Raw genomic sequence first — 23,895 nt, 5'->3', positions numbered from 1 at the left:
CCTACGCGGTCGCGGGGCGCGCCTGCCCGCTCGGGCGGCGCTTGACCGCCTTCTCGGCCGCGGGCTGCTCGGCCTCGACGCTCGCGGCGAGCCCGGCCTCGCCGCGCCGCTGCGGCACGTCCACCGGCGGCAGCGTCGACGGCGGGCGCTGCTCGCTGGAGAGCCACTGCGGGCGCGGCGGCAGGCGCTTGACGTCCTTGAAGATCTCGGCGAGCTCGACGTGATCCAGCGTCTCCTTCTCGAGGAGGGCCAGGGCGAGCCTGTCCAGCACGTCGCGGTTCTCGTTGATCACCTGGTAGGCCTCGTTGTGCGCCAGCTCGATGAGGTCGCGCACCTGTGCGTCCACGCGCTCGGCGATGCGCTCCGAGAAGTCGCGGCCGTGTCCCATGTCGCGGCCCATGAAGACCTCACCCGAAGACTGGCCCAGCTTGACCGGCCCGATGTCGCCGGTCATGCCGTACTCGGTGACCATCTTGCGGGCGATGTTCGTCGCCTTCTCGATGTCGTTGGAGGCTCCGGTCGTCGGGTCGTGGAAGACGATCTCCTCGGCGACGCGGCCGCCCATGGCGTATGCGAGCTGATCCTGCAGCTCGTTGCGCGTGACGGAGTACTTGTCGTCCAGCGGCAGCACCATCGTGTACCCGAGGGCCTTGCCGCGCGGGAGGATGGTGACCTTGGTGACCGGGTCGGTGTGGTTCATCGCCGCCGCCGCGAGCGCGTGGCCGCCCTCGTGGTAGGCGGTGATGAGCTTCTCCTTGTCCTTCATCACGCGGGTGCGGCGCTGCGGGCCGGCGAGGACGCGGTCGATGGCCTCGTCCAGCGCGCGGTTGTCGATGAGCTGCGCGTTGGAGCGGGCGGTCAGCAGCGCCGCCTCGTTGAGGACGTTCGCGAGGTCGGCGCCGGTGAAGCCGGGTGTCTTGCGGGCGACGACCTCGAGGTCGACGCCGTCGGCGAGGGGCTTGCCGCGGCCATGCACCTCGAGGATCTTCTGGCGTCCCTTGAGGTCGGGAGCGTCCACGCCGATCTGGCGGTCGAAGCGTCCCGGGCGCAGGAGGGCCGGGTCGAGGATGTCGGGGCGGTTGGTCGCCGCGATGACGATCACGTTCGCCTTGGGGTCGAAGCCGTCCATCTCGACGAGCATCTGGTTGAGCGTCTGCTCGCGCTCATCGTGCCCGCCACCCAGGCCCGCGCCGCGGTGGCGGCCGACGGCGTCGATCTCGTCGATGAAGATGATCGCCGGAGCGTTCTCCTTGGCCTGATTGAACAGATCGCGCACCCGGCTCGCGCCGACGCCGACGAACATCTCGACGAAGTCAGAACCCGAGATCGAGTAGAACGGCACGCCCGCCTCGCCGGCGACGGCGCGCGCGAGCAGGGTCTTGCCGGTTCCCGGCGGCCCGTACAGCAGCACGCCCTTGGGGATGCGGGCGCCGACCGCCTGGAACTTCGACGGGTCCTTCAGGAAGTCCTTGATCTCTTCGAGCTCTTCGATCGCCTCGTCTGAGCCCGCGACGTCCTGGAAGGTGACCTGCGGCATCTCCTTCGTGACGAGCTTGGCCCGCGACTTGCCGAACTGCATCACCTTGCTGCCGCCGCCCTGCGCGCTGGACAGCAAGAACCAGAAGAGCAGACCCAGCAGCAGGATCGGGAGCAGGAGCGAGAGGAACCCGTCGAACCAGGTGGCGCGCGGCACGGCGTCGTTGAAGCCGTCCTCGGGCTGGGCGGAGTTGATCGCGTCGACGACCTCGTCGGCGCGCGCCGAGACGTAGTAGAACTGCACGTCGGTCGCGCCGTCGTACTCCTTGGACAGCGTCATGTCGACGCGCTGGTCGCCGTCGGTGTTGACGACCTCGGTGACCGTGTCACCGGAGAGGAGCTCGAGCCCCTCCTGCGTGGAGATCTGCTTCGCGCCGTTCAGGCTCGAGATGAGCGAGAACCCCACGATGAGGAAGACCCCGATCAGCAGGACGTAGAAGAGCGGGTTGCGAGTGATCTTCTTGAAGTCCATGGTGCGGGCGCGAGCCCGACCCCTTTCGTCGACGTGCCGCCGCAGACGGGAAACCCCCCGTCGACGGTTGAATCAGGGTATCGCGGGGTTCCTAGGCGCTGACTGTGCATTCGCCTCGGGCGTAATCGGAGCCCGGGCTCAGGAGTACACGTGGGGCGCGAGGACCGCGACGTCGCGGAGGTTGCGGTACCGCTCGGCGTAGTCGAGGCCGTAGCCGACGACGAACTCCGTCGGGATGTCGAAGCCGACGTACTTGCACCGCACCTCGACCTTGGCGGCCTCGGGCTTGCGCAGCAGCGCGAAGACCTCGACGGATGCCGCGCCGCGGGCCGCGAAGTTCTCCAGCAGCCAGCTCAGCGTCAGGCCCGAGTCGATGATGTCCTCGACGATCAGCACGTGCTTGCCCAGGATGTCGGTGTCGAGGTCCTTGCGGATCTGAACCACGCCACTGGACTTCGTGCCCGCGCCGTACGAGGAGACGGCCATCCAGTCCATCGGCGCCAGGGTCTTGAGGTGGCGCGAGAAGTCGGCCATCACCATGATCGCGCCCTTGAGGACGCCGACCAGCAGCAGGTCCTTGCCCTCGTAGTCGGCCGCGACCTGCGCGGCGATCTCCTCGAGCTTGGCCTGGATCTGCTCCTCGGTGACGAGGACTTCGGTGATCTCGCTGGAGACGTCTGCCGCACGCATGCGACGAGTCTATTCAGGACCGAGCGGTGAACTCGATGTGTCCGCCGAGGCGGCGGGCGCGGCATCCGGGCAGATCGATGGGTCCCTGGCCCGACCAGTCGGTGACGAGCCGGGCGACCTCGAGCGTCTGCGTGCGGGTGAGGCTCTCGTGGAACTCGCTGGCGACGACGTGGCGGATGATGCGGTGGCGCAGCGCCGCCGGGTTCGCGGCGAGCGCCGCGGCCGAGACCGAGATGCCCGCCTCGGCATGCTCCACGAGATCCTCGATCGTCTCGTCGATCATCTCGTCGAACGCCTCGGCGTCCTCGCGCAGCTGCGCCGCCGTGCGGGCCAGGGCCTCGGCGATCCCCGGCCCCAGCTCGGCCTCGAGCACCGGCAGCACCGACTGGCGCACGCGCACGCGCGCGTAGCGGCGGTCGCCGTTGTGCGGGTCGTCCCACGGCTGGAGCCCCTCGGCCGCGCAGGCCGCCCTCGTCGTGTCGCGCCGCACGCCGAGCAGCGGGCGCAGCAGCGGCACGCCGTCGAGGTCGGACGCCTCGGCCATGCCCTGCAGACTCGCCGCGCCCGCGCCCCGGGCCAGGCCCAGCAGCACCGTCTCCGCCTGGTCGTCGAGTGTGTGGCCGGTGAGGATCGCCGCCGCCCGCTCCGTTCGCGCGGCGTCGCGGAGTGCGGCGTATCGCGCGTCGCGTGCCGCCGCCTCGGGTCCGCCGGCCGTGCCGACCTCGACGCGCGCGACACGGGCGTCGAGCCCGAGGGCCTCGGCCTTCGCGGCTGCGGCGGTGGCCGCATCCGTCGATCCCTCCTGCAGCCCGTGGTCGATCGTGAGGGATGCGGGACGCAGGCCGAGCCTCGGCGCCTCGAACGCGGTCGCCGCGGTCAGGGCGAGCGAGTCGGCGCCGCCCGACAGCGCCACGAGGACCGTCGCACCCGGTTCAAGGCCGCCCAGCACCCGGCGGACGGCCCGCCGGACCTCGGCGACGGCGGGGTCCAGCCCGGGCCTGCGGTCGGTCATGCGCCCACGGTACCGGGCCGCGCGTGTTCAGGATTCAGTCTGCGCGTGCCCACGCGGGCGTGGCAGCCGCGGAATTCCGGGGACGTGTCCGCGCCGCCGCGCGCGCAGACTGAATTGTGGACCGCGCGACGCCCGGAACTAGGCTTGTCGCGGCAATCCAGTCGAAGGAGCACAACATGGGCGCGTACGACGCCGTCATCGAGATCCCGCGCAACAGCAAGATCAAGTACGAGGTCGACCACGGCACGGGCCGCGTTTTCCTCGACCGCATCCTGTACACGCCGATGGGCTACCCGACGAACTACGGCTTCTTCGAGAACACGCTCGGCGAGGACGGCGATCCGCTCGACGTGCTGGTGTTGCTCGACCACGACCTGGCCCCGGGCATCCTCGCGAAGGTGCGCCCCGTCGGTGTGCTGAAGATGAGCGACGAGGCCGGCGGCGACGACAAGGTCGTCGCGGTGCTCGCCAAGGACCCCCGCTGGGCGCACATCCAGGACGTCGGCGACATCCCGGAGTACACGCAGAAGGAGATCACGCACTTCTTCGAGCACTACAAGGACCTCGAGCCCGGCAAGTGGGTGAAGGTCGATGAGTGGGCGAACGCGGCCGAGGCCGAGCGTCTCGTCGACGAGGCCTTCGCGCGCTTCGCGGAGCACGAGGGCCAGACCAAGACCCAGGGTGAGGGCGTCGCGCCGAACACGCTCTGACCTGAGCCTCACGAGAAGACCGGATGCCGCGGCATCCGGTCTTCGTCTTCTGCGGCGCGTCCGGGTGCGTGCTCAGACGCCGATGCCGCGGTCGGCCATGAAGATGATGGGATTCACGGGGGAGCCGTACCAATAGGTCTCGAAGTGCAGGTGGCAGCCGAAGGAGTTGCCGGTGTTCCCCTCGCTGGCGATGAGCTGGCCGGCACCGACCCACTGGCCCACGCCCACGAAGATGCCGCCGGAGCGGATGTGGGCGTAGCCGGTTCCGATGCCGCCGCCGTGGTCGATCTTGATGTAGTTGCCGTACCCGCCGTTCCAGCCCGCGTAGACGACGCGTCCGGCGTATGCGGCGTAAATGCCTGACCCGCAGCCCGCCGCCAGGTCGACGCCGTAGTGGAAGCCGCTGGAGCAGTACGTATTGCCGCACTGCACGGTGCGCGGACCGTACCCGGAGCTGCGCCAGCCCCACGAGGGCCGGGCCCAGCCGGAGCCGACGACAGCACCGCCGCCGCCTCCGCCGCCTCCGCCGCCGCCCCCGCCACCACCACCGCCGCCGGCGTTCGCGGCCGCCTGCTCGCGGGCGATGCGCTCGGCCTCGGCCCGTGCGGCCGCTGCCGCCGCCGCGCGGGCGGCTTCCTCCGCCGCCTTGCGCACGCGCTCGCCCTCTTCGTACTCGGCGACCGTCTTGGCGGTGGTGTCCTGAAGGGCTGCCAGCTGCGCCTCGAGCTCGCCGCGCTTGGCGTTCTGCGCGTCCAGCGCCGCCTGCGCCTCGTCGGCGGCCTTCTGCGCGGCGGCCATCTTCTCTTCGGCGATCTTCTGCAGCCTGTCGCGCTCGGTGCGCTGCACCGCGGCCTGGTCGCTGAGGCTCTGGGCGGAGTCGCGCGCGGTCACAGCCTGCGCGTACACGGCCTGGTTGCGCTCGACGAGCTTGTCCATCGTGCCGAGGCGCGCCAGCAGGTCATCGGCCGACGACGCGGAGCCGGCGAAGAAGAGCTCCAGCGACGTGTCGTCACCGCCGTTGCGGTAGAGCTGGGCGGCGACGCGGCCGGCCTTGTTCGCGGCGTCCACCGCGGCGGATGCCTGCGCGTCGGCCTCCTGCTGCAGCTGGTCGGCGCGCAGCGCGGCGTCGAAGTACTCCTGCTGGGCGACGTAGAACTCGTCGGCGAGCTGCTGCGCGATCTGGCGCTTCGAGGCGACCTCGGCCTCGAGGCCGGCGATGAGATTCTGGATGTTGACGATCTCTGCGGCCTTGGCGGCCTCGTTCGCCCGGGCGGCGGCGACCTCGTCCCACGACGGATAGTCGGCGGCGAATGCGGGACTCACCAGCGGGCCGAGGACCGCGCCGCCTGCGCCCAGCGCGGCGACACCGAGGATGCCGAGTCCGAGCGCGGTGCGACGGTTCATCGCGGGCCAGAGGCGCCGCTGTTCGGCCGGTGTCGGTGCGCAACCGCAGTCGTCGACGGCGTCGTCGACGATGACCTTCGCGCTGACTCGGTCGAGCTGCACCGGACCCTCCCCTCGCGGCGTCACTCGTTTCACACTAGCAACATCGGTAACATGCGCAAGCCCCCACCTGCGCATCACCACCGCCCGCCTCGGGCGGCGGTCATTGCGCCAGTGTGCGCCTCCTGCGGCCGTTTGACAAGAGCGCCGCGCCCTCGATTCGCGTTTTGCACGGCGATTACGTATGCTTGGTCCTCGGCAGTGAGCCCCCAAAGGTTCACCCGGCCCCATCGTTTAGCGGCCTAGGACGCCGCCCTTTCACGGCGGTAGCACGGGTTCGAATCCCGTTGGGGTCACTCCACACAACTCAATAAGCATGGCCCTGTAGCGCAGTTGGTTAGCGTGCCGCCCTGTCACGGCGGAGGTCGCGGGTTCAAGTCCCGTCAGGGTCGCTCCGAGCGACGGGCCCTTTTCTCGAAGAGGGCCTTTCGTCTAGGACGCGGCAGGTCTTGCGAGAGAAACCGCCGTGCGGCTCTGTAGCTCAGTTGGTAGAGCGTTCGACTGAAAATCGAAAGGTCACCGGATCGATGCCGGTCGGAGCCACAAGGGTGATCGTTACAGTCACCCCAGGAACCCCCGCGTAGCTTCTACATCGCGGGGGTTTCGTCTTTCTACAGTGCAGCTGCGCGGATCCGACGCACAGCGTCGACGCTCTCAGCGACGATCGCCAGGCGATCCCTGACAGCCAGATCGCGGGCGACGCCCACCTTGACCCCGGTCCATGCGAGGGGACCAGCAACGGTCAGCACGTCCGTGATCGCCCCGACGGTCATCAGCGACCCCGGCGTGCCAAGCGGTGTGATCGCAGACGGAGCGAACGGCAGGTGGGCGTCGATCCATGCGAAACCGAAGTCGGTGTCGACGTCGGCGACCCCCGAGGCGATGAAACCGCGGAGGAGCCCGCTCTCCGCCGCGGCGCGTGCATGGGCGACGGCGGTGTCGGGGTGACGTCCTTCGATCACCGACCTTCCCCAGTTGAGTGAGATGCCGACCCCGGTTCCGGAAGCCTCGATCGCCGCGATCTCATCGTGGAGGTCGAGGAACCCCTTCTCCGGGGTGTGATCGTCGCGCCAGGCGTCGCAGTGCTCGATCACCAGCTCCGCTCCATCCCAGTCCCATGCCGCGACCAACCGCAGCGACTCTGTGAGCGCGTTCACTGACGCCGATACGCCGCGCGGGGCGCTGTGCACCTCGACGGCGCTGATCACCTGACGGGCTTGCGCGTCGTTGAGGCGGTGGATTCCGTCGCGCAGGCGAGCAGCGTCGGCGATCGCGGCCGCGCGCCCCTCCGGGTCGGGGGAGGCAACGCCATACGAGGGGTGGGCCGCGATCCGTGACATGACATGAGGGATGTCGGTGATCAGTGCGGAGAGGTTGATCGGGTAGTTCGCCTCCAGCCAGGCATCGTCGTGCGGATGCATGCGCCCCAGCCAGGGCAACTCGATCGCTCCGACACCCGCCACCGCGGCCAACCCCTCGAAGAACTCCGTCTCGGCGCGCGGATCCCACACGCGGTGCGCGGGGGAGGCGGCGTACGCCCCCACGACGAGCCCGTCGATCATGGCGTCCCCGTGGTCACGCCACTGCGACGCGGTTGGCGTACGCGTACCGGTAGTACCCGGCCAGCTGGAGGCGGGAGGCTGCGGCCGCATCGATGAGCACGGTGACATGCGGGTGATGCTGCAAGATCGTCGCCGGCCACAGTGCCGATACCGCGCCTTCGACGAGCTGGTGCACCGCTTCGGCTTTCCCCTTGCCGATGGCGACGAGAATGATGCGCCGGGCTTGCATGATGGTGCCGAGGCCCTGGGTGAGGCAATGGCGGGGGACCGCGTCGATGTCGCCACCGAAGAACCGAGCGTTGTCACGACGGGTCTGTTCGGTGAGAGTCTTCACCCTGGTGCGGGACGCGAACGAGGACCCGGGCTCGTTGAATGCAATATGCCCGTCGGTGCCGATGCCGAGGATCTGCAGATCCACTCCCCCGGCCTCGGTGATCGATCGATCGTACGACTCGGCTTCCGCCGCGAGATCGGACGCCGCTCCGTCGGGCGCCCGGACGGCCCCCGCGGCGAAGTCGACCCGCGAGACGAACTCGTCGTCGATGACAGTGCGGTACCCGCACGGATGGCCGGCCGGCAGCCCGACGTATTCATCGAGCGTGAATCCCCTCGCGCGTGCGAACGAGACGTCGCCTCGCTGGACCCGCGCGGCGAGGCTGTCGTAGATCCGCAACGGACTGGATCCTGTTGCGAGTCCGAGCACCGCATCCGGCTTCCCGGCGAGCAGCGCCGCGATGTCGTCCGCGACCAGCTCTCCGATCGAGCCTTCCGACGTGATGATGACTTCCATCAGTGCTCGTCCTTCCGGTCCGAGTCCGTCCCGGTTCCATTGATGGCAGCGACGAACCAGGTCGTGATCGTGGCGGGGTGCGTGATCGCGGTACCCACGCACACCGCGTAAGCGCCGGCGGTACGTGCCGCGGCGGCGTCCTGCGGCGTGTGGATGCGCCCCTCTGCGACGATCGGCCGCTCGCAGACACTCGCGATCTGTTCGATGAGCGCGAGGTCGGGCCCGGCCGTCTTTGGGCGATCGGGAGTGTACCCCGCGAGGGTGGTTCCGATGAGGTCGGCGCCCGCAGCCTCCGCGGCGATGGCGTCGTCGACAGAGCCGCAGTCCGCCATCACCAGCACGTCATGCCGCTCCCGCAGCCGGGCGACGGTTTCGGCGAGGGACAGCCCGTCGGGGCGCGGACGGCGGGTGCCGTCGAGAGCGACGATGTTCGCGCCTGCCTCGGCCACCGCCGCTGCGTGCTCGAGCGTGGGTGTGATGAAGACATCCGCATCGCCGTCCTTCCACAGGCCGACGATCGGCACCTCCAGGTCGGCCGCGGCGCGAATGTCGGCGATCCCTTGCAGGCGGACGCCGACGGCTCCGCCGACAACGGCTGCGCGTGCAATCTGCGCCATCGTCTCGGGGTGACGCATCGGTTCGCCGGGGTAGGCCTGACACGACACGATCAAGCCGCCTCGCAGGTGCTCTAGGACGCTTTCTGCGTTGCGGGCCATGGCCGCCCTCCCCACTGCTGCCATGCCGCGGCTGCCGCACCGATGAGTGGGGCGTCACCGCCCAGCCGACCGGGGAGAAGGGGGACATCGGCGAGGGCGTCGATGACTTCGGCGCGAAACGCTTCATCCATGGCGTTCCACCATCGTTCGCCGATCTGGGTGAGCCCTCCGGTCACGATGACCCGCTCCGGATCGAGGAGCGTCGCCGCTGCGGCGATGCCGCGTCCGACTGCTGCGGCCGAGTCCTGGATGGCCCGCAGCGCGAGCGCATCGCCACGGCGGGCGAGATCGGCGACGGATCGACCGTCGACGTACTCGGGTGATCCGCCGAGCGAGACGAAATGACGCTGCAACCCGGCGCCTGACCCGATCGCTTCCAGATGCCCATCACGCCCGCAGGGACAGCGCAGGTGTTCGGCGCCCGGCATCGGGATGTGAGCGATCTCTCCGGCGACATGGCGTGCGCCGCGGAAGGGCTTGCCGTCGATGATGATCCCTGCTCCGACACCCGTGCCGACCGCGACCACGAGGGCGCTGCGGGCCCCGGTGCCGGCGCCGCTCGTCACCTCGCCGAGGGCGTGCGCGTCCACGTCATTCTGAACGTTGACGACACCCTCCGCGCCGATCAGGTCGGCGAGTTCCGCGCGGAGGAGCGCAGCTACCGGCGTGCCCGCCCATCTGGCGAACGTGTCGGTCGACGACACGATGCGTCCGGCACCGGCGTCCACGACGCCGGCGGTCGCGACTCCGACTCCACGGATGTCCTCTTCGTGCTGCTGGGCGACCGCACGCGCGAGGCGGACGACCGTTCCGATCACCGCACCGGGACCATCGGATGCCCGCGAAGGCGCCCGGCGGGAGCTCCGGATCTGACCCCGGCTGTCGACCAGACACACGACGGTCTTGGTGCCGCCGATGTCGACGGCGATGACTGACGCGGTCATCGAGCGTGCGGTGCGGGCAGCAGGTCGAGGTCGCTCAGGATCATCCCGATCTTCTCGACGGCGTCATCGCTGAGCGGCTCGACCGTGACCGCCATGGTGGCATGATCGATGATTCCGCGCGCCTTCATGCCCGCCTTGAACGCCCCGACGCCGGTGGCGTCTCCTGACAGTCCGGTCGGCTGGAACACGATCTCGAACGCGCGGTTCAGTCGCTCCTGCTCGGCACGCGCGGCCTCCCAGTCTCCCTGCGTGGCGGCATCCCACAACCGGACGTAGCCGGGCGCCTCGACGTTCGCGAAGCCCGGCACCACACCGTCAGCGCCGGCGAGCAGCATCGCGTCGACCACGACCTCGTGCCCGGTCAGCAGCTGCAGCGGGTGACCCGCCGCCGCGTTGGCGGCGACCAGCCGACGGAACCCGACGTCATCTCCTGACGAGTCCTTGACCCCTGCGATCACCCCGTCTGCCGCCAGGCCCATGAGAAGGTCGAGCGACAGCTTCGAGTGGACCCGGACGGGCACGTCGTACGCCCACAGCGGCACGTCGATGGCCGCGGCGATCGTCCGGAAATGCGCATCGACCTCCGACGGAGAGTTCAGCGTGTACAGCGGCGCAGTGGTGACGACGGCGTCCGCCCCGACATGGGTCAGTCGGCGCGCGGTGTCGATGATGCGCGGGGCCGTCAGTTCGATGGCGCCGGCGATGATCGGCACACGGCCGGCGGCGGCGGTGACGATCGTGCCGAGGATCTCGGCACGCTGCGCGTCGGTGAAGTACGCGGTCTCACCGGTCGAGCCGAGGGCGAACAGCCCGTGGGCGCCCGAACCGACGAGGTAGTCGACCAGTCGTTCCAAGGACGCATGGTCAACTGTGCCATCGGGAAGCAGTGGCGTCGCCACGGGCGGGACGACTCCGGCGAAGCGGGCGGTGCGGTCGGTTGAAGACGTAGTCATGGTGTGGGGTCCTGTCGATGCGGTCAGGCGGGAATGTGGGGAGCGAGGAGCGAGGGCGCGGCGCCGAGCAGCGAGCGCGTGTACTCGTCGGCGGGATCATCGAAGATCTGATCGGCTGTGCCCAGTTCGACCACTCGTCCCTTGTTCATGACGGCGATCTCGTCAGAGAGGTAGCGGACCGTCTGGATGTCGTGCGAGATGAACACCATGCCGAGGTTCAGCTCGTTCTTGAGGTCGGTGAGCAGGTTGAGGATCTGCGCCCGCACGGAGACGTCGAGCGCCGAGGTCGGCTCGTCTGCCACGATCACCTGCGGGTCCAGCACCAGAGCCCGGGCGATTGCGACGCGTTGCCGCTGTCCACCGGACAGCTGGCTCGGTACGGCGTCCAGGACGGACGCCGGCAACCCGACCATGCCGATCAAGTCGCGGACCTTCGCGGCACGCTGCGCCTTGCTGCCGATCCGGTGCACCTCCATGGGGTCGACGAGAGCATCGCGGATACTCATGCGCGCGTTCAGAGCCGTCGCGGGGTCCTGGAACACGACCGACAGGATCCGGCCCAGGCGTTTGCGGACGCCGCGGTTGAAGCTGCGAACGGGTTCCCCCGCGAAGACCACCCCGCCGCTGGTCGGCTGCTCCAGCCCGACCAGCACCTTCGCAGCGGTGGATTTCCCGGACCCGGACTCGCCCACGATCCCGAGGGTCTGACCGCGTCGGACGGTGAACGACACTCCTGCAAGGGCATCCACATACTGCTTGTTCGTGAGGGTCGAGGTGCGCGCCTTGTAGCGCACGTGGACGTCCTTCAACTCGATGACGGCTTCACTCATCGTCCCACCCCGATCTTCTCGACCGGCGCATCGTCGGGATGCGCAGCGTAGTAATGGTCGGTTCCCGCGATCCGACGGCGAACCGGAGTGACACCGCTGTTGCGCGTCGGGTCGGACGAGCGCGGCGCGAACCGGTCGCCGGAGGGAAAGTCCTTCGGCGAGGGAACGATGCCCGGCACCTGATGCAGCCGGTCGGAACCGGTTTCGATGGACAGCACCGCCCCGAGCAAGCCACGGGTGTACTCGTGCACCGGCTGCGTGAGCAGTTCCGTGGTGGTGCCCTGCTCGACGACCTGGCCGGCGTACATCACGGTGATGCGGTGGGCGAGCTCGGCCACCAGCGCCAGGTCGTGCGAGACGAACAGCATCGCGAAGCCGAGCTCCTCGCGCAGACGATTCAGAAGCTCGATGACCTGGGCCTGCACGGTGACGTCGAGGGCGGTCGTGGGCTCGTCGGCGATCACCAGCCGTGGGTCGCGGGTCAGTGCCATGGCGATGAGCACGCGCTGTCGCTGACCGCCCGACAACTCGTGCGGGTACGACGCGAGGACGCGCTGCGGGTCCAGGCCGACCAGTTCCAGCAGGTCTTCTGCGGTCCGTGTGCCACCCCGCGCCGTCAGCTGCTTCATCTGCGCGCGGATCTGCATCGCCGGGTTCAGTGAGCTGAGCGCGTCCTGGTAGATCATGGCGATGTCGTTTCCGCGGAGGGCGGTGCGCTCGGCGGGAGGCATCGCGAGCAGGTCCTGCCCGTCGAACAGGATCTTTCCGCGGATGTTCGCCTTCGGGTCCAGGAGGCCCATGATCGACAGCGACGTGATCGACTTCCCGCATCCCGATTCGCCGACGAGCGCCATCGTCTCGCCGGGCCGCACGGTGAAGCTGACGTGGTCGACCACGTCCACGTCGCCGTGACGAGGGAACGAGATCTGGAGGTCCTGCACCTCCAGCAGGGGTGGGGCATCCGAGCCGTACACCAGCCGGTCGTTGCGCTGCAGCTCCCGGGCGCGCAGCTGCGCGAGTCGCTCGTCCAGCGCGACTGTGGAAACTGCGGCGCGCACGTCGGGCTCGGCATCCGCTGTCCCCGCCTGCTGTGGGAGCGCCGACTCGGGGAGCTCGTCGAGGCCAGCGGCCACCTCCTCCGGAGTGGCGCCCTCGCGAAGCGGTGCTTGCGCCTCCTCCAGGTCGTGAGTGGCCTCTTCGGTTGAAGCGGCATCGATGGTGAGCTTGCGCGCCCGCGGCGTGATCATCGCGTCGGTCATGCCCTCGGAGAGCACGTTGAGACTCAGCACCGTGAGCAGGATCAGCAGGCCCGGGAAGAACGTCGCCCACCAGTACCCACTCATCACGAGGTTGCGACCGTCGGCGATGACGTTGCCCCACGACGGTTCCGGGGCGGGCACGCCGGCTTGCAGGAACGACAGCGACGCCTCCAGCACGATTGCGTCGGCGACCAGCACCGTGGCGAACACCAGCACAGGGGCGATGCAGTTGCGCGCGACATGCTTGGCGATGATGCGAGGAGTGGACGCACCCATCACCTTGACCGCGGAGACGTAGTCCTCCCCGTACTGGTCGAGGATGTTCGCTCGAACCACGCGGGTCAGCTGGGGGATGTAGAGGAAGGCGATCGTCATCACCAGAACGGGCAGCGACGGGCCCAAGACGGTCACGAAGACCGCGGCCAGAGCGATCCCGGGGAACGACATGATGACGTCCATGACGCGCATGACGATCTCGGAGAGCCATTTCGGACCGGTGGCGGCGACGGTGCCGAGCGCCGCCGCCGCGATCAGCGCGACGATGGTGGCGCCGAGACCGATGACGAGCGAGTAGCGTGCGCCGTACAGCAGCCGGGACAGGATGTCACGACCCTGACGGTCCGTCCCGAACCAGTGCTCGGGGCTGGGCGGCTGCACGGGCGGGCCGGAGGCGAGCGGATCGTAAGGGGCGATCAGCGGGGCGAAGATGGCGGCGAGGGCCACCAGGATCAGGAAGCCGAGCGAGATCCTCGCGCTCAGAGAGAGGCTGCCGAGGGCGAGCCCGGGGCGGGAAAGACGTTCTGTGAGGCTGCGTCGCATGTCACACCGACCTGATGCGCGGGTTGATGAGGACGTACAGGAGGTCAACGATGATGTTGATCACGACGAACGCGAGCGCCACGGTGAGCGTGACTCCCTGCACGATGTTGGGTTCGTTGTTGGTGATCCCCTGGAGGATCAGCGTGCCCATGCCGGGGAGGGCGAAGATGATCTCGATCACGACCGCGCCGCCCAGCAGGTACCCCACCCGCAGGCCCAGAACGGTGACCGGGGTGATGAGCGCGTTGCGGAACACGTTGCGCGAGATCACGACCGGACGCGGGATACCCGCACCGAGTGCTGTGCGGACATAGTCGCGATCGAGCTCTTCCGCCATCGCCGTGCGGACGACGCGGGACAGCTGGCCGATCACCGGGACTGCCAGGGCGATCGCGGGCAGTGTCATTCGCGCCAGCCAGCCGGCTGGATCCTCCGTGAACGCCGGCAGCGGTCCGGATGCGGGCAGCCAGCCCAGCTGCAGCGTCACGACCTGGATCAGCAGGACCGCCAGCCAGAACGACGGCATAGACAACGAGCCGATGGAGAGGACACGGATGACCTGGTCGGGCCACCGGTCCCGGTACAGCGCCGCCGCCACTCCGAGCAGCGTCGCGCCGATGATCGCGATGAACAGGCCGAGGAAGGTGAGCTGCAGCGTGATCGGGAAGGCGCGGGCGATCTCGTCGATCACGGGCAGCTGGCGGGCGGAGTAGGTGCCGAGGTCGAGGTGCAGAAGCCCGGCCAGGAACGCGACGTAGCGCACAAGGAGGGGCTCGTTCAGCCCGTTCTCCTCGCGCCACGCTTCGCGCTGTTCGACCGACGCGCCTTCGCCGAGAGCGATGATCGCGGGATCGATCTGAGAGAAGGACATCACGAAGAAGACGAGGAATGTGATGCCCAGGATCATCAGGGGCAGTTGCAGAAGCCTGCGCCCGATGAGTCGGAGCGTATTGCCCACGGTCCGTCCTTCCGGCTCGGGGGGTGCCGCAGCGGTGCGGCGATCTGGGACCGGGGCGGGCGTGCGCCCGCCCCGGTCTTCTGGATTACTGCGCGGCCACGCCGACGTCGAGGAACGACAGTCCGGTGGTGTTCACCGGCTGGAAGCCGACGAGCGCGTCGGGGTTCCATGCGGTGGGCAGCTTGCGGTGGAACAGCGGGTAGAGCGGAACCTCTTCGGAGAGCAGGTCGAACGCCTGGTTCCAGGTCTCCTGCTGCGCGTCGCCCGATTCCTGCACGGCGGAATCCAGCAGCTCGGTGAGCTCGGCGTACTCGGCCGAATCCGCCCAGTTGAACCGGGTGTTCGGCCAGACGTTGTCGCCGTACCACCAGCGCATGAGGATGTCGGGGTCGTTGCCGAACACCGAGGGGTCGCCGGGCGCGACCATCACCTGGTAGTCGCCCGCATCCACCTTCGTGTATTGCGCCGGGGACTGGCCGATGTCGAGCGTCGTGTTGATGCCGATCGCGTCCAGCGACTCCTTGATCAGCGGCGCGACCTCCTTGACCCAACCGGTGTCCGTGGTCAGCAGGGTCAGGTCCATGCCGTCGACCCCGGCCTCCTCGAGAAGCTGCGTCGCCTTCTCCGGGTCGTAGGTGTAGACAGTGGACGCCTCGTGGTAGTTCGGGTGCGACTTGGGCAGGAAGGATGTCGCGGCCTCAGCGTTGCCGAGAAGACCGGTCTCGATGATCTTGTCCATGTCGAGGGCGTAGAGCAGCGCCTGGCGCACCTTCGGGTCGTCGAAGGGGGCGACCTTGGTGTTGAACATCATGAACAGCAGGCCGAATGACTGCTCCGTCGCCACCTCGGCGGAGGCGGACAATGCATCGGCGTCGATGTACGGGACGTCCTCCATGGCTTGGATGGTGCCGGACGACATGGCGGTGACGCGAGCGGCGGGGTCTCCCAGCAGGTTCCAGTTCATGCCCGCCGCCAGCGCCGGACGGGGTCCGTTGTAATCGTCGTACCGCTCGAAGACCACGGCGTCGTTCGGGGTCGCGGAGACCAGCGAGTAAGGACCGGAGCCCACGGGGGTGGTGCCGAACGCGTCGGGGTCTTCCTCGACGAGCGCCTTCGGCACGACCTTCACCACGCCCAGACGCTCGTTCACGAGCGAGAACGGATAGTCGGTGGTGATGCGCACGGTGTCCTCGTCGATAGCCTCGACGGTGTCGATGAAGTCGACGAAGCTCGCGAAGAAGCTGCTCTGGGCCGGGTCCATCGTCCGTTCGAAGCTGAAGACGACGTCCTCGGTCGTGACCGGGTCACCGTTGTGGAACGTCGCACCCTCGCGGATGTCGATCTCGTAGGTCGTCTCGTCGACCTCGACGGGAAGGTCCGCGGCCAGAGCAGCGTAGGGCTCGCGGGTGACCGGGTCGAGGTCTACCAGTCCCTCGAAGATGTGCCAGTTCGCGGCCTGCGTCACCGCGCCGGAGGCGAGGATCGGATCGAAGCTGCCGCCGAGCGAGTACGAGATACCCGCTTCGATGATCGCGTCGGAATCGACTGCCGTCGACGCGGCGGCGTCGGCGTCCGGCTGCGGGCTTGCGGACGAGCCGCAACCGGCCAGCACCAGCGCAGTGGCCACGGTGCCTGCCGCTACAACCGCGAGACGACCCGTCCGGCGACGAGAAGTGGATCGGTTCATGTGTGCTCCAGTAGGTGTTCGGGGCGACGCTTGAGGAGATCAGACGTCTGACGTACTATAAACACATTCACGGCCCATGCACAATGGGGCGACACGAACTCGTTACGGAACGGAGCCGGCGATGAGCCTGATCGACAAGCGCAGCTCGCGCATGCGACGAGTGACCACAGCCGATCAGATCAAGCAGCTCATCCTGGAGCGAAACCTGCGGCCCGGCGACCCGTTGCCCACCGAGGCCGAGCTGTGCGAGACGCTCGATGTCTCTCGATCCTCAGTGCGGGAGGCGATCCGCACACTCTCCACTCTCGACATCGTCGATGTCCGCCATGGTCACGGCACCTACGTCGGCGGGATGTCCCTGGACCCGATGGTCGAGGCACTGGTGTTCCGTGGCGTACTGGCGCCGGAAGGCTCCCTGGACGCCCTGCGCGAGGTCGTCGAGATCCGGCTTGCGCTGGATCTGGCGATGTCGGACCGCGTGGTCTCGGCGCTGGACGGAGCCAGGACGCCGGAGCTGGACGCGATGGTCGCCGAGATGATCGAGCGCGCCGAGCAGGGGGAGACCTTCCTGGACGCTGACCGTGCGTTCCACACCACCCTGTTCGATGCGATCGGCAACCACCTGGCGGTGCAGCTGGTCGGTGCCTTCTGGGACGTGCACACCGCCGTCCTCCCCCAGCTCGGGCTCGCCCTTCCCGCCGACATCGAACTGACCGCACAGGCGCACGCCGACATGCTGGAAGCTGCCCGCAGCGGTGATCTCGACCGGTACCGACGGGCGGTCATCGATCACTACGCTCCACTGCAGCGCTCACTGACCCACGCATCGGCTCGGCGGTCGGCGTGAAGTACGGCATCATCGGGGCGGGCTACTTCGGACGTGAGTTCGCGCGCATCCTGAACGCCATGCCCGGCGCCACCCTGACGTCCGTGTACTCGCCGTCTGACGCATCAGATCTCATCCGGGAATCCGGCGGCACCCAGGCCCCGTCCATCGACGCTCTCGTGAATGCCGTCGACGCCGTGATCATCGCCTCGCCCAACCACGCGCACCGCGATCCCGCCGTCGCAGCCGCGCGCGCCGGAAAGCACGTGTTCTGCGAGAAGCCGGTCGCGCTCACCTATGACGACTGCGACGTCATGATCGGTGCCGCCGAGGAGGCAGGGACCCTCTTCCTCGCCGGCCATGTCCTCCACTTCATGCCCGGCCTCCAGCGCGCCGGCGACCTCGTGCGCGCCGGCGCGATCGGGGAACCGATCGTCGGGCGCACCGCTCGTACCGGGTGGGAGGACGGATCGGCCGCCCCCACGTGGAAGAAGACCCGGGCGCTGTCCGGCGGGCATCTGTTCCACCACATCCACGAGCTCGACATCCTGCAGGCGTTTCTCGGCCCGGCGACCACTGTGACGATGACCGGCGGCGGCGCCCCGCAGGCGGGCCCGCGCATCGGGGACGAGGATGCCATCCTGCTGGCCACCGCGACGTTCGCGCGCGACCGCTACGCGACCATGGAGTGGGGCTCGGTCTTCCGGCGCCCGGAGCACTCCATCATCGTCCAAGGCAGCGAGGGTCACCTCACCGTCGACCTGCAGGATGTCGGAGTGACACTGCAGCGCGCGAACGGGGTCGAACGGTTCCCGCTTCACTCCGCCGCCGAGGTCGACCAGGAACGCACGCGAGACAACCGGGCCGTCACCCACGGGAGCGGCGTCACCTACGGTGACCCGACGGTCCGGCCGCCGCGGTGGCTGCGCGAGGCGATGCGGGCCGAACTCGCCTACTTCGATGGCGTGGCCAGTGGGGCGAGGGCTGTGGACCCCCGTCTGAGCGCTCTCACCGACGGTTCGGCCGCCCGCGCCTCCATCGCCACCGCCGAGGCGATGATGCTCGCGCTCCGCCTCCAGCGCACCGTCTCCGTCTCCGAGATCACGGGCGGCGGAGCTCAGGCGACCGCCTGAGCAGAGCTGCGATCCTCGCCGTCACTCTGCGGCGTCGGACGAGGTCCCGTCGGTTGCGCGGCAATGGCTTCTCCACTACCTTCAGCGGAAGTACGACATCAGACGTCGTACTTCCTGGAAGGAAGGATCCACGTGCGCTCTCTCCCCCACAGGCGGTCGCTGATCGCCCCCCTCGCCGCCACCGCGGCACTGACATTGGCGCTGAGCCTCGCTGGCGGCGCCACCGCCGGCGCGACCGAGGCTCCGTCGGTCGGTGAGTTCACCACCACGAACCTCGCAGCCGACCGCACCGCAGCGAACTACTTCTATCGCATCCCCGCGCTCGCCCACCTGGGCGGTGGGGTGGTGCTCGCCTCGTGGGACGCTCGGCCCGGCAGCGCCGCCGACGCGCCGAACCCCAACTCGATCGTGCAGCGCCGCTCCACCGACAACGGGCAGACCTGGGGTCCGTTGGAGATCATCGCGGCAGGCAAGGTCGCGGACGCGAGCGGACCGCAGTTCGGTTACTCCGACCCCAGCTATGTGGTCGACCGTGAGACCGGCCGGGTCTTCGCGTTCTTCGTCTACTCCAAGGACCAGGGCTTCCACGGCTCCCGCTACGGCAACGACGACGCGGACCGACAGATCATCAGCGCCGCCGTGCAGCACTCGGACGACGGCGGCGTCACGTGGAGCCAGCCCCGCCTGATCACGTCGGTGGCCAAGCCTGCCGCCGGAACGGCTGCCTCTCCGGCCACAGGCGACGTGCGCAGCACGTTCGCGACCTCGGGTGAGGGGATCCAGCTGCGGTACGGCCCGCACGCCGGCCGCCTCCTCCAGCAGTACGCCGGCTGGGTGCGCCAGAGCGACGGATCCGAGAAGCTCCAGGCCTACTCCGTGTACTCCGACGACCACGGCGAGACGTGGCACAAGGGCGAGAACGTCGGCGTCGGGATGGATGAGAACAAGGCCGTCGAGCTCTCCGACGGCCGCGTCCTGCTCAACTCCCGCGACAGCGGCAACGGTCGCCTGCGCAAGGTGGCGATCTCGACCGACGGCGGCCACTCCTACGGTCCGGTCGCCCAGGATCCGGAACTGCCCGACCCCACCAACAACGCCTCCATCATCCGCCTGCACCCGGACGCCGCCGAAGGCTCTGCCGATGCCCGCAAGCTGCTGTTCACCAACTCGAACAACGGCGCCAACGGCAACCGCGTCAATGGGGCCGCGCGCGTGTCGTGCGACGACGGCGAAACCTGGCCCGGGCTCGCTTCGATCGACACCGGCTCGTTCGCGTACTCTTCTGCGACCACGCTCGACGAAGGACGGATCGGCGTGCTGTGGGAGCGCAGCTACGTCAACGACATCCAGTTCTCCACCTTCGATGAGAAGTGGCTGAACTACGCCTGCGCACCGCTCACCGTGCCCGAAACCGCACTCACCGCAGGCACCACCGCCCCGGTGTCGGTGACGGTCACCAACCAGGAGACCGAGGAGCTCTCGGGCGTCGTGACCTTCGCCGCCCCCTCGGGGTGGTCCGCCACCTCCGCCCCGATCACCTCTCTCGCACCGGGCGCCTCGGCAACCGTGACCGTGGACGTCACCGCCCCCACCGGCGCGGCCGGCGCGCACCGACTGCAGGCCACGTTCACCGTCGGTGACGGCCGAGTGAGCCAGACCACCGCCACGCTCCGCCTGCCTCAGGCGTCCACGCTCGACCTGACGCTGTCAGCGACGGCCACCAGCCCGTCACGGGATGTCACCGCCGATCCCTACCGCGTCGGCGAGACTCTCAGCTTCAGCGTGCGCGTGACCAGCAAGGCGAGCGTGGCCACGCTGGTGACGCCGCACGAGACCACCTTCACGGCAGGTTTCCAGCCGACCGCCTGCCGCTGGCAGAACCTCGCCGCGTTCGGGAGCTACAACTGCACCACCCCGAAACGCACCCTCACCGCGGAAGACCTCGCGCGAGGCTGGTACACCCCTGAGTTCAGCTTCACCGTCGCCCCGATGAGCGACACGTCGCAGACCCTCGTCGTCCGCCACTCGGGTTCCCCCGTCGTCCTCCGTGACGGCGTTCTCGACGCGACGATCACCGGCGATCGCGCCGATGCCGGGCGCGATCTGGCGACGCACCCGTACGCCGCGGGAGAGGCACTGCCGTATCACTTCCGCGTCGACAGCACGTCGCCGATGGCAGCCAACGTGACACCCACAGCCGGACCGTTCGCCCCGTTCGTTCCGCCGGGTTCCGGGAATTGCCGCTACCTCAACCTCGCTGCGTTCGCGGGGTATGACTGCACCACCGCGAAGCACACGGTGACCGAAAGCGATCTCGCCGACGGCTTCTTCGTCGCTGACACGACGTGGACGGTGAGCGCGACCGGCCAGCGCACCGCGGAGATCGCGGTGCCGGGCGGCGAGATCGACGTGCTCGATCGCGACCCGCGCCTGGCCGCCGCGGTGACCGGGGAGTGGAACGACACGAATGGCAATGGGATCGCGAACGTCGGCGACACGGTGACCTGGACCAGCACCCTGACCAATACCGGCAACGTGCGGCTTACCGCCGTCCAAGCACCCGGGGTCACCGACGGTGAGCTGGCTGCCGGCGACACCATCGTCGTCTCGACCCGAACGGTGGCCGTCGACGCTGCGGCACTAGCAGCCGGCACGATCACACCGGATGCATTCGATGCAGCAGCGTTCAACGGCTCGCGCGCCGCGACGATCGACACCGCCGCGGCTGCGCTCGCACTGCCGGTCGCGCGCACATGGTCGACGACCACCACGTACCTTGCGGGCGACCAGGTCACCCACGACGGCAATCTGTGGCAGGCGACATGGTGGACGCGCGGACAGCAACCCGGAGACCCGTACGGACCGTGGCAGCAGATCGCCACAGACGAGACCGGGACGGCGCTGTGGACCCCGTCTCGCAACTTCGTTTCCGGCGACCTCGTCGTGCACGACGGAAGGCGCTACGAAGCCAAATGGTGGACACGCAACCAGACCCCCAGCGCGCAGCGGGGTCCGTGGGCGCCCGCCAGCTGACCCCACCGGAGCATGCGCCCGCCGAGTGGACGAGCAGATCCGCCCGTTCACTCGGCGAGGCCCATACACTGCCCGCCCGGAGGAGCGCGGGACGCCCGGCTGTGGCATCCCGTACGGTGCGACCGAGCTCGACGCGACCCGGCGAGCCGCCGCCACAATGGCTAGAACTCAGGGCTCCAGTGTGACGTCGACCTGGATCTCGGTCGCGAGACGCTCCAGCTCGCCGGTCAGATCGGCCAGATCGACGGATGCCGGGACCCGGGCGATGATCGTCGCCTCGAAGAGCCGGCCGCCGTACATCGCGGCCTCGCGGGTGTGCGTGGTCATCCGGTCAATGCTCACCCCGTGCGCCCGCAGGACGGCGGAGACGTCGCGCACAATGCCGGGGTGGTCGTTGCCGATCACCTGGAGCGCGAGGGGCCGGCCGGTGGTGGCATCCGCCTCCGTCACCCCACCCGGGTGCACGGTCACCTTCAACAGCCCGTCGAGCTCGGCGAGCGCCGCGCGGAGCTCCCCGGCACGCTCGGCGGCAACCGACACCTCGATGATGCCGGCGAACGCCCCCGCGAGCTCGGCGAGCCGGCTGTTCTCCCAGTTGCCGCCGTGTGCGCCGACGACGTCGGCCACGGCGGCGACGAGCCCCGCCCGGTCGTCGCCGACCACGGTCAGCACGAGCGTCGTCATGCGTTCACTGTACCGATGCGCCGCGCGGCGCGTCGCACGGCATCGGCGTCGACGAGCGACCGTGGTCAGCGCGGGACGAGCTCGCCAGACACCGGGAACGGCAGCCGGAACCGCTCGGGGTTCGCCCCGACGGCCGACGCCGCGCCGAACTCGTCGGCGACCACGGTGATGCCGTCCGCACCGGCCTCGGCGATCCGCACCGGCCGCTCACTGCCGTCGGGCAGCCGGAGCGTCCACCGGTCGGCGAGGTAGCCCATTCCGAGGTCCTCGAGCAGCTCTTCGGCCTCGAGCCAGTCCATCGGGCCTTCGGCGTCGGGCGACGTGCGCTCGCGGCCGAGCAGGTCGAAGACGCGGAAGCCCTCGCCGTCCGCGCGCATCCAGCCCAGCAGCTCCCCGTCGGCGCGACGGTGTTCGATCCAGTCGGCGGGCGTCACGGCATCCGAGCGTAGCGAGCCCGCCTGCCCGTCGTCACGCGCGTTCTGCGCGTATGACGAGTGTCACCGCGCCCCGGCCGCGCCACCCGATACCATCGGCGACGAGAGCCGGGCGTGGGGACGCGCGGCGCGGACTCCTGGGAAGTCGCATGACCACATCGGGTTCCGGATCCCGGCGACCGTCGGCGCGGGTCCGTCGCCGGCGCCTGTTCGCGGGAGTCGCGGGCGCCGCCGTCGTGCTCGCGGTCGTCGGGGGCACGATCGCTGCGGTGAGCCTCGCGCGGGCGGGCGCCGAAGGGCGCAAGACGGCAGCTGCCGCGGCACCGACGTCGCCCGGCCCGACTCCCACGCCGAAGCCCACCCCGCTCACGCCGGAGGAGGAGCTGCTCGCCTCGACGTCCGATCCGGCGGCCTGCGCCGTCACCTTCGCGGGTGAGGGGGTCGCCGATCCCCCCATGCTGCAGACGCAGGGGACGCTGTACGCGGCGCTGCCGATCCCCGCCCGCGACGACGGGTTCGTCTTCGCCGGTTGGTATGCGACGCCGGAGGACGCGGCCGCCCTCGCGATCCCCGGACGCGTCAACGGGTCGGAGCCCGTGGTGTGCACCGATCAGCGGGTGACGCTGCACGGCGGGTGGGTGAACCCGGAGCGCAACGCCGCGGAGGACGCCCGCATCCCGATCCTGATGTACCACCAGTTCACGACGAAGCCCGAGGGCGAGAGCGGCTGGCTGCGCGGCAACTACGCCTACATCGGCGACTTCGACGCCCACATGAACCACATCGCGACGACGGGGTTCTACCTGCCGACGTGGGACGAGCTCTCGGCGTTCATCGACGGCCGGCTCTTCCTGCCCACGCACTCCGTGATCGTCACCGACGACGACGCCGATCAGACGTGGTTCGATCTGGCCGCGCCCGTCGTCGACAAGCACAAGGTGCTGTCGACCTCGTTCATGATCACCGCCTACCGGCAGGATCCGCCGCCGAACCTCTACGTGCTGCGCCGCTCCCACACCCACGACATGCACCGGGCCGGAGCGAACGGCGACGGACTGATCACGAACCTCGGCGTGCCCGAGATCGTCGCCGACATGGAGACCTCCGCCGGAATCCTCGGCGTCAAGGAGGTCATGGCCTACCCGTTCGGCCACTACAACGACACCGCGAAGGAAGGCCTCCGCCAGGCCGGCTTCGAGATGGCGCGCACCATCGAACCCGGCTACGTCACGATCGGCACCGACAAGCTGGCCCTCCCGACGGTGCGCATCAACTACGGCATGCGCCTGGACGCGCTGATCAACCTCATCGGGTGACGGATGCCGCCGCACGCGGCCCCGAGCA

General features: G+C 69.2%; 20 protein-coding genes and 3 tRNA genes. 8 read left to right on the top strand and 15 right to left on the bottom strand.

Annotation, left to right across the window (positions count from 1 at the left end; genetic code table 11):
* Position 1 precedes the first annotated feature (1 nt).
* The 3 genes from ftsH to tilS form a co-directional block, all read right to left on the bottom strand.
* Positions 2-2,008, bottom strand: coding sequence for an ATP-dependent zinc metalloprotease FtsH (ftsH, locus tag IR212_RS01290; RefSeq protein WP_194397243.1), 2,007 nt, complete (start codon positions 2,006-2,008; stop codon positions 2-4).
* A gap of 138 nt (positions 2,009-2,146) precedes the next feature.
* Positions 2,147-2,698: a hypoxanthine phosphoribosyltransferase gene (gene hpt / locus IR212_RS01285; RefSeq protein ID WP_194397242.1), complete on the bottom strand. Its 552-nt coding sequence runs from the start codon at positions 2,696-2,698 to the stop codon at positions 2,147-2,149.
* A gap of 13 nt (positions 2,699-2,711) precedes the next feature.
* Positions 2,712-3,710 carry a tRNA lysidine(34) synthetase TilS gene (tilS, locus tag IR212_RS01280; protein ID WP_194397241.1) on the bottom strand — a complete coding sequence of 333 codons (999 nt, stop codon included), beginning with the start codon at positions 3,708-3,710 and terminating at the stop codon, positions 2,712-2,714.
* A gap of 176 nt (positions 3,711-3,886) precedes the next feature.
* Between tilS and ppa the strand changes: the two genes are divergently transcribed.
* Positions 3,887-4,420 (top strand): inorganic diphosphatase, encoded by a 534-nt coding sequence (gene ppa / locus IR212_RS01275; RefSeq protein WP_194397240.1) that lies wholly within the window; start codon positions 3,887-3,889, stop codon positions 4,418-4,420.
* A 72-nt stretch (positions 4,421-4,492) separates the two neighbouring features.
* Here the strand turns inward: ppa and IR212_RS01270 are convergent, their stop codons facing one another.
* Positions 4,493-5,926 carry a peptidoglycan DD-metalloendopeptidase family protein gene (locus IR212_RS01270; RefSeq protein ID WP_228479420.1) on the bottom strand — a complete coding sequence of 478 codons (1,434 nt, stop codon included), beginning with the start codon at positions 5,924-5,926 and terminating at the stop codon, positions 4,493-4,495.
* Positions 5,927-6,146: 220 nt separating this feature from the next.
* On the opposite strand from IR212_RS01270, the gene IR212_RS01265 reads away from it, so the two are divergent.
* From IR212_RS01265 to IR212_RS01255, 3 genes are all read left to right on the top strand, one after another.
* A tRNA-Glu gene (locus IR212_RS01265) sits at positions 6,147-6,219 on the top strand.
* A gap of 22 nt (positions 6,220-6,241) precedes the next feature.
* Positions 6,242-6,315: transfer RNA gene (locus IR212_RS01260), tRNA-Asp, on the top strand.
* Between the two features lie 78 nt (positions 6,316-6,393).
* Positions 6,394-6,466: transfer RNA gene (locus tag IR212_RS01255), tRNA-Phe, on the top strand.
* 68 nt (positions 6,467-6,534) lie between these two features.
* Here IR212_RS01255 and IR212_RS01250 read toward each other — a convergent pair.
* From IR212_RS01250 to IR212_RS01210, 9 genes are all read right to left on the bottom strand, one after another.
* Positions 6,535-7,485 carry a DUF4862 family protein gene (locus IR212_RS01250; RefSeq protein ID WP_194397239.1) on the bottom strand — a complete coding sequence of 317 codons (951 nt, stop codon included), beginning with the start codon at positions 7,483-7,485 and terminating at the stop codon, positions 6,535-6,537.
* 13 nt (positions 7,486-7,498) lie between these two features.
* Positions 7,499-8,275, bottom strand: coding sequence for a glucosamine-6-phosphate deaminase (nagB, locus tag IR212_RS01245; protein WP_194397238.1), 777 nt, complete (start codon positions 8,273-8,275; stop codon positions 7,499-7,501).
* A complete protein-coding gene (locus IR212_RS01240) occupies positions 8,275-8,991 on the bottom strand; it encodes an N-acetylmannosamine-6-phosphate 2-epimerase (protein ID WP_228479419.1) in 717 nt (238 codons plus the stop codon). Before IR212_RS01240 ends, nagB begins: the two co-directional genes overlap by 1 nt.
* Positions 8,964-9,935 (bottom strand): ROK family protein, encoded by a 972-nt coding sequence (locus tag IR212_RS01235; protein ID WP_194397236.1) that lies wholly within the window; start codon positions 9,933-9,935, stop codon positions 8,964-8,966. Before IR212_RS01235 ends, IR212_RS01240 begins: the two co-directional genes overlap by 28 nt.
* Positions 9,932-10,888, bottom strand: a complete 957-nt coding sequence (locus IR212_RS01230) for a dihydrodipicolinate synthase family protein (RefSeq protein WP_194397235.1) — start codon at positions 10,886-10,888, stop codon at positions 9,932-9,934. Before IR212_RS01230 ends, IR212_RS01235 begins: the two co-directional genes overlap by 4 nt.
* 23 nt (positions 10,889-10,911) lie before the next feature.
* Entirely contained in the window at positions 10,912-11,718 is an 807-nt protein-coding gene (locus tag IR212_RS01225) for an ABC transporter ATP-binding protein (RefSeq protein WP_194397234.1), read from the bottom strand.
* Positions 11,715-13,796 carry a dipeptide/oligopeptide/nickel ABC transporter permease/ATP-binding protein gene (locus IR212_RS01220; protein WP_194397233.1) on the bottom strand — a complete coding sequence of 694 codons (2,082 nt, stop codon included), beginning with the start codon at positions 13,794-13,796 and terminating at the stop codon, positions 11,715-11,717. The genes IR212_RS01225 and IR212_RS01220 overlap by 4 nt, the downstream gene beginning before the upstream one ends.
* 1 nt (position 13,797) lies before the next feature.
* Entirely contained in the window at positions 13,798-14,754 is a 957-nt protein-coding gene (locus IR212_RS01215; protein WP_194397232.1) for an ABC transporter permease, read from the bottom strand.
* 85 nt (positions 14,755-14,839) lie between these two features.
* Positions 14,840-16,381: an ABC transporter substrate-binding protein gene (locus IR212_RS01210; RefSeq protein ID WP_228479418.1), complete on the bottom strand. Its 1,542-nt coding sequence runs from the start codon at positions 16,379-16,381 to the stop codon at positions 14,840-14,842.
* Positions 16,382-16,562: 181 nt separating this feature from the next.
* Between IR212_RS01210 and IR212_RS01205 the strand changes: the two genes are divergently transcribed.
* The 3 genes from IR212_RS01205 to IR212_RS01195 all read left to right on the top strand — a co-directional run bounded on the left by IR212_RS01205 (position 16,563) and on the right by IR212_RS01195 (position 21,433).
* On the top strand, positions 16,563-17,288 hold the full coding sequence (locus tag IR212_RS01205; RefSeq protein WP_228479417.1) for a FadR/GntR family transcriptional regulator: 726 nt from the start codon (positions 16,563-16,565) through the stop codon (positions 17,286-17,288).
* Positions 17,285-18,400 carry a Gfo/Idh/MocA family protein gene (locus IR212_RS01200; RefSeq protein ID WP_194397230.1) on the top strand — a complete coding sequence of 372 codons (1,116 nt, stop codon included), beginning with the start codon at positions 17,285-17,287 and terminating at the stop codon, positions 18,398-18,400. Before IR212_RS01205 ends, IR212_RS01200 begins: the two co-directional genes overlap by 4 nt.
* A gap of 132 nt (positions 18,401-18,532) precedes the next feature.
* The gene (locus IR212_RS01195; RefSeq protein ID WP_194397229.1) at positions 18,533-21,433 is read left to right on the top strand and encodes an exo-alpha-sialidase; all 2,901 of its coding nucleotides are present in this window, start codon (positions 18,533-18,535) and stop codon (positions 21,431-21,433) included.
* Positions 21,434-21,601: 168 nt separating this feature from the next.
* Here IR212_RS01195 and IR212_RS01190 read toward each other — a convergent pair whose 3' ends face one another.
* Positions 21,602-22,117: a glycine cleavage system transcriptional repressor gene (locus IR212_RS01190; RefSeq protein WP_194397228.1), complete on the bottom strand. Its 516-nt coding sequence runs from the start codon at positions 22,115-22,117 to the stop codon at positions 21,602-21,604.
* Between the two features lie 65 nt (positions 22,118-22,182).
* Complete coding sequence (locus IR212_RS01185; protein ID WP_194397227.1) at positions 22,183-22,551, bottom strand: hypothetical protein; 369 nt, start codon at positions 22,549-22,551, stop codon at positions 22,183-22,185.
* 149 nt (positions 22,552-22,700) lie between these two features.
* On the opposite strand from IR212_RS01185, the gene IR212_RS01180 reads away from it, so the two are divergent.
* Positions 22,701-23,867 (top strand): polysaccharide deacetylase family protein, encoded by a 1,167-nt coding sequence (locus tag IR212_RS01180; RefSeq protein WP_194397226.1) that lies wholly within the window; start codon positions 22,701-22,703, stop codon positions 23,865-23,867.
* Positions 23,868-23,895 lie beyond the last annotated feature (28 nt).

The sequence above is a fragment of the Microbacterium atlanticum genome (genome assembly GCF_015277815.1).
Lineage (GTDB): Bacteria > Actinomycetota > Actinomycetes > Actinomycetales > Microbacteriaceae > Microbacterium > Microbacterium atlanticum.
The sequence above is the reverse complement of the archived record's forward strand: the minus strand, read 5'-3'. Positions and strand labels throughout refer to the sequence as shown.

Coding starts and splice junctions, on each gene's coding strand:
- IR212_RS01190 (WP_194397228.1), bottom strand. CDS start 22,117: ATGACGACGCTCGTGCTGACCGTGGTCGGCGACGACCGGGCGGGGCTC.
- IR212_RS01240 (WP_228479419.1), bottom strand. CDS start 8,991: ATGGCCCGCAACGCAGAAAGCGTCCTAGAGCACCTGCGAGGCGGCTTG.
- IR212_RS01235 (WP_194397236.1), bottom strand. CDS start 9,935: ATGACCGCGTCAGTCATCGCCGTCGACATCGGCGGCACCAAGACCGTC.
- ftsH (WP_194397243.1), bottom strand. CDS start 2,008: ATGGACTTCAAGAAGATCACTCGCAACCCGCTCTTCTACGTCCTGCTG.
- tilS (WP_194397241.1), bottom strand. CDS start 3,710: ATGACCGACCGCAGGCCCGGGCTGGACCCCGCCGTCGCCGAGGTCCGG.
- IR212_RS01180 (WP_194397226.1), top strand. CDS start 22,701: ATGACCACATCGGGTTCCGGATCCCGGCGACCGTCGGCGCGGGTCCGT.
- IR212_RS01205 (WP_228479417.1), top strand. CDS start 16,563: ATGAGCCTGATCGACAAGCGCAGCTCGCGCATGCGACGAGTGACCACA.
- nagB (WP_194397238.1), bottom strand. CDS start 8,275: ATGGAAGTCATCATCACGTCGGAAGGCTCGATCGGAGAGCTGGTCGCG.
- ppa (WP_194397240.1), top strand. CDS start 3,887: ATGGGCGCGTACGACGCCGTCATCGAGATCCCGCGCAACAGCAAGATC.
- IR212_RS01220 (WP_194397233.1), bottom strand. CDS start 13,796: ATGCGACGCAGCCTCACAGAACGTCTTTCCCGCCCCGGGCTCGCCCTC.
- IR212_RS01225 (WP_194397234.1), bottom strand. CDS start 11,718: ATGAGTGAAGCCGTCATCGAGTTGAAGGACGTCCACGTGCGCTACAAG.
- IR212_RS01230 (WP_194397235.1), bottom strand. CDS start 10,888: ATGACTACGTCTTCAACCGACCGCACCGCCCGCTTCGCCGGAGTCGTC.
- hpt (WP_194397242.1), bottom strand. CDS start 2,698: ATGCGTGCGGCAGACGTCTCCAGCGAGATCACCGAAGTCCTCGTCACC.
- IR212_RS01250 (WP_194397239.1), bottom strand. CDS start 7,485: ATGATCGACGGGCTCGTCGTGGGGGCGTACGCCGCCTCCCCCGCGCAC.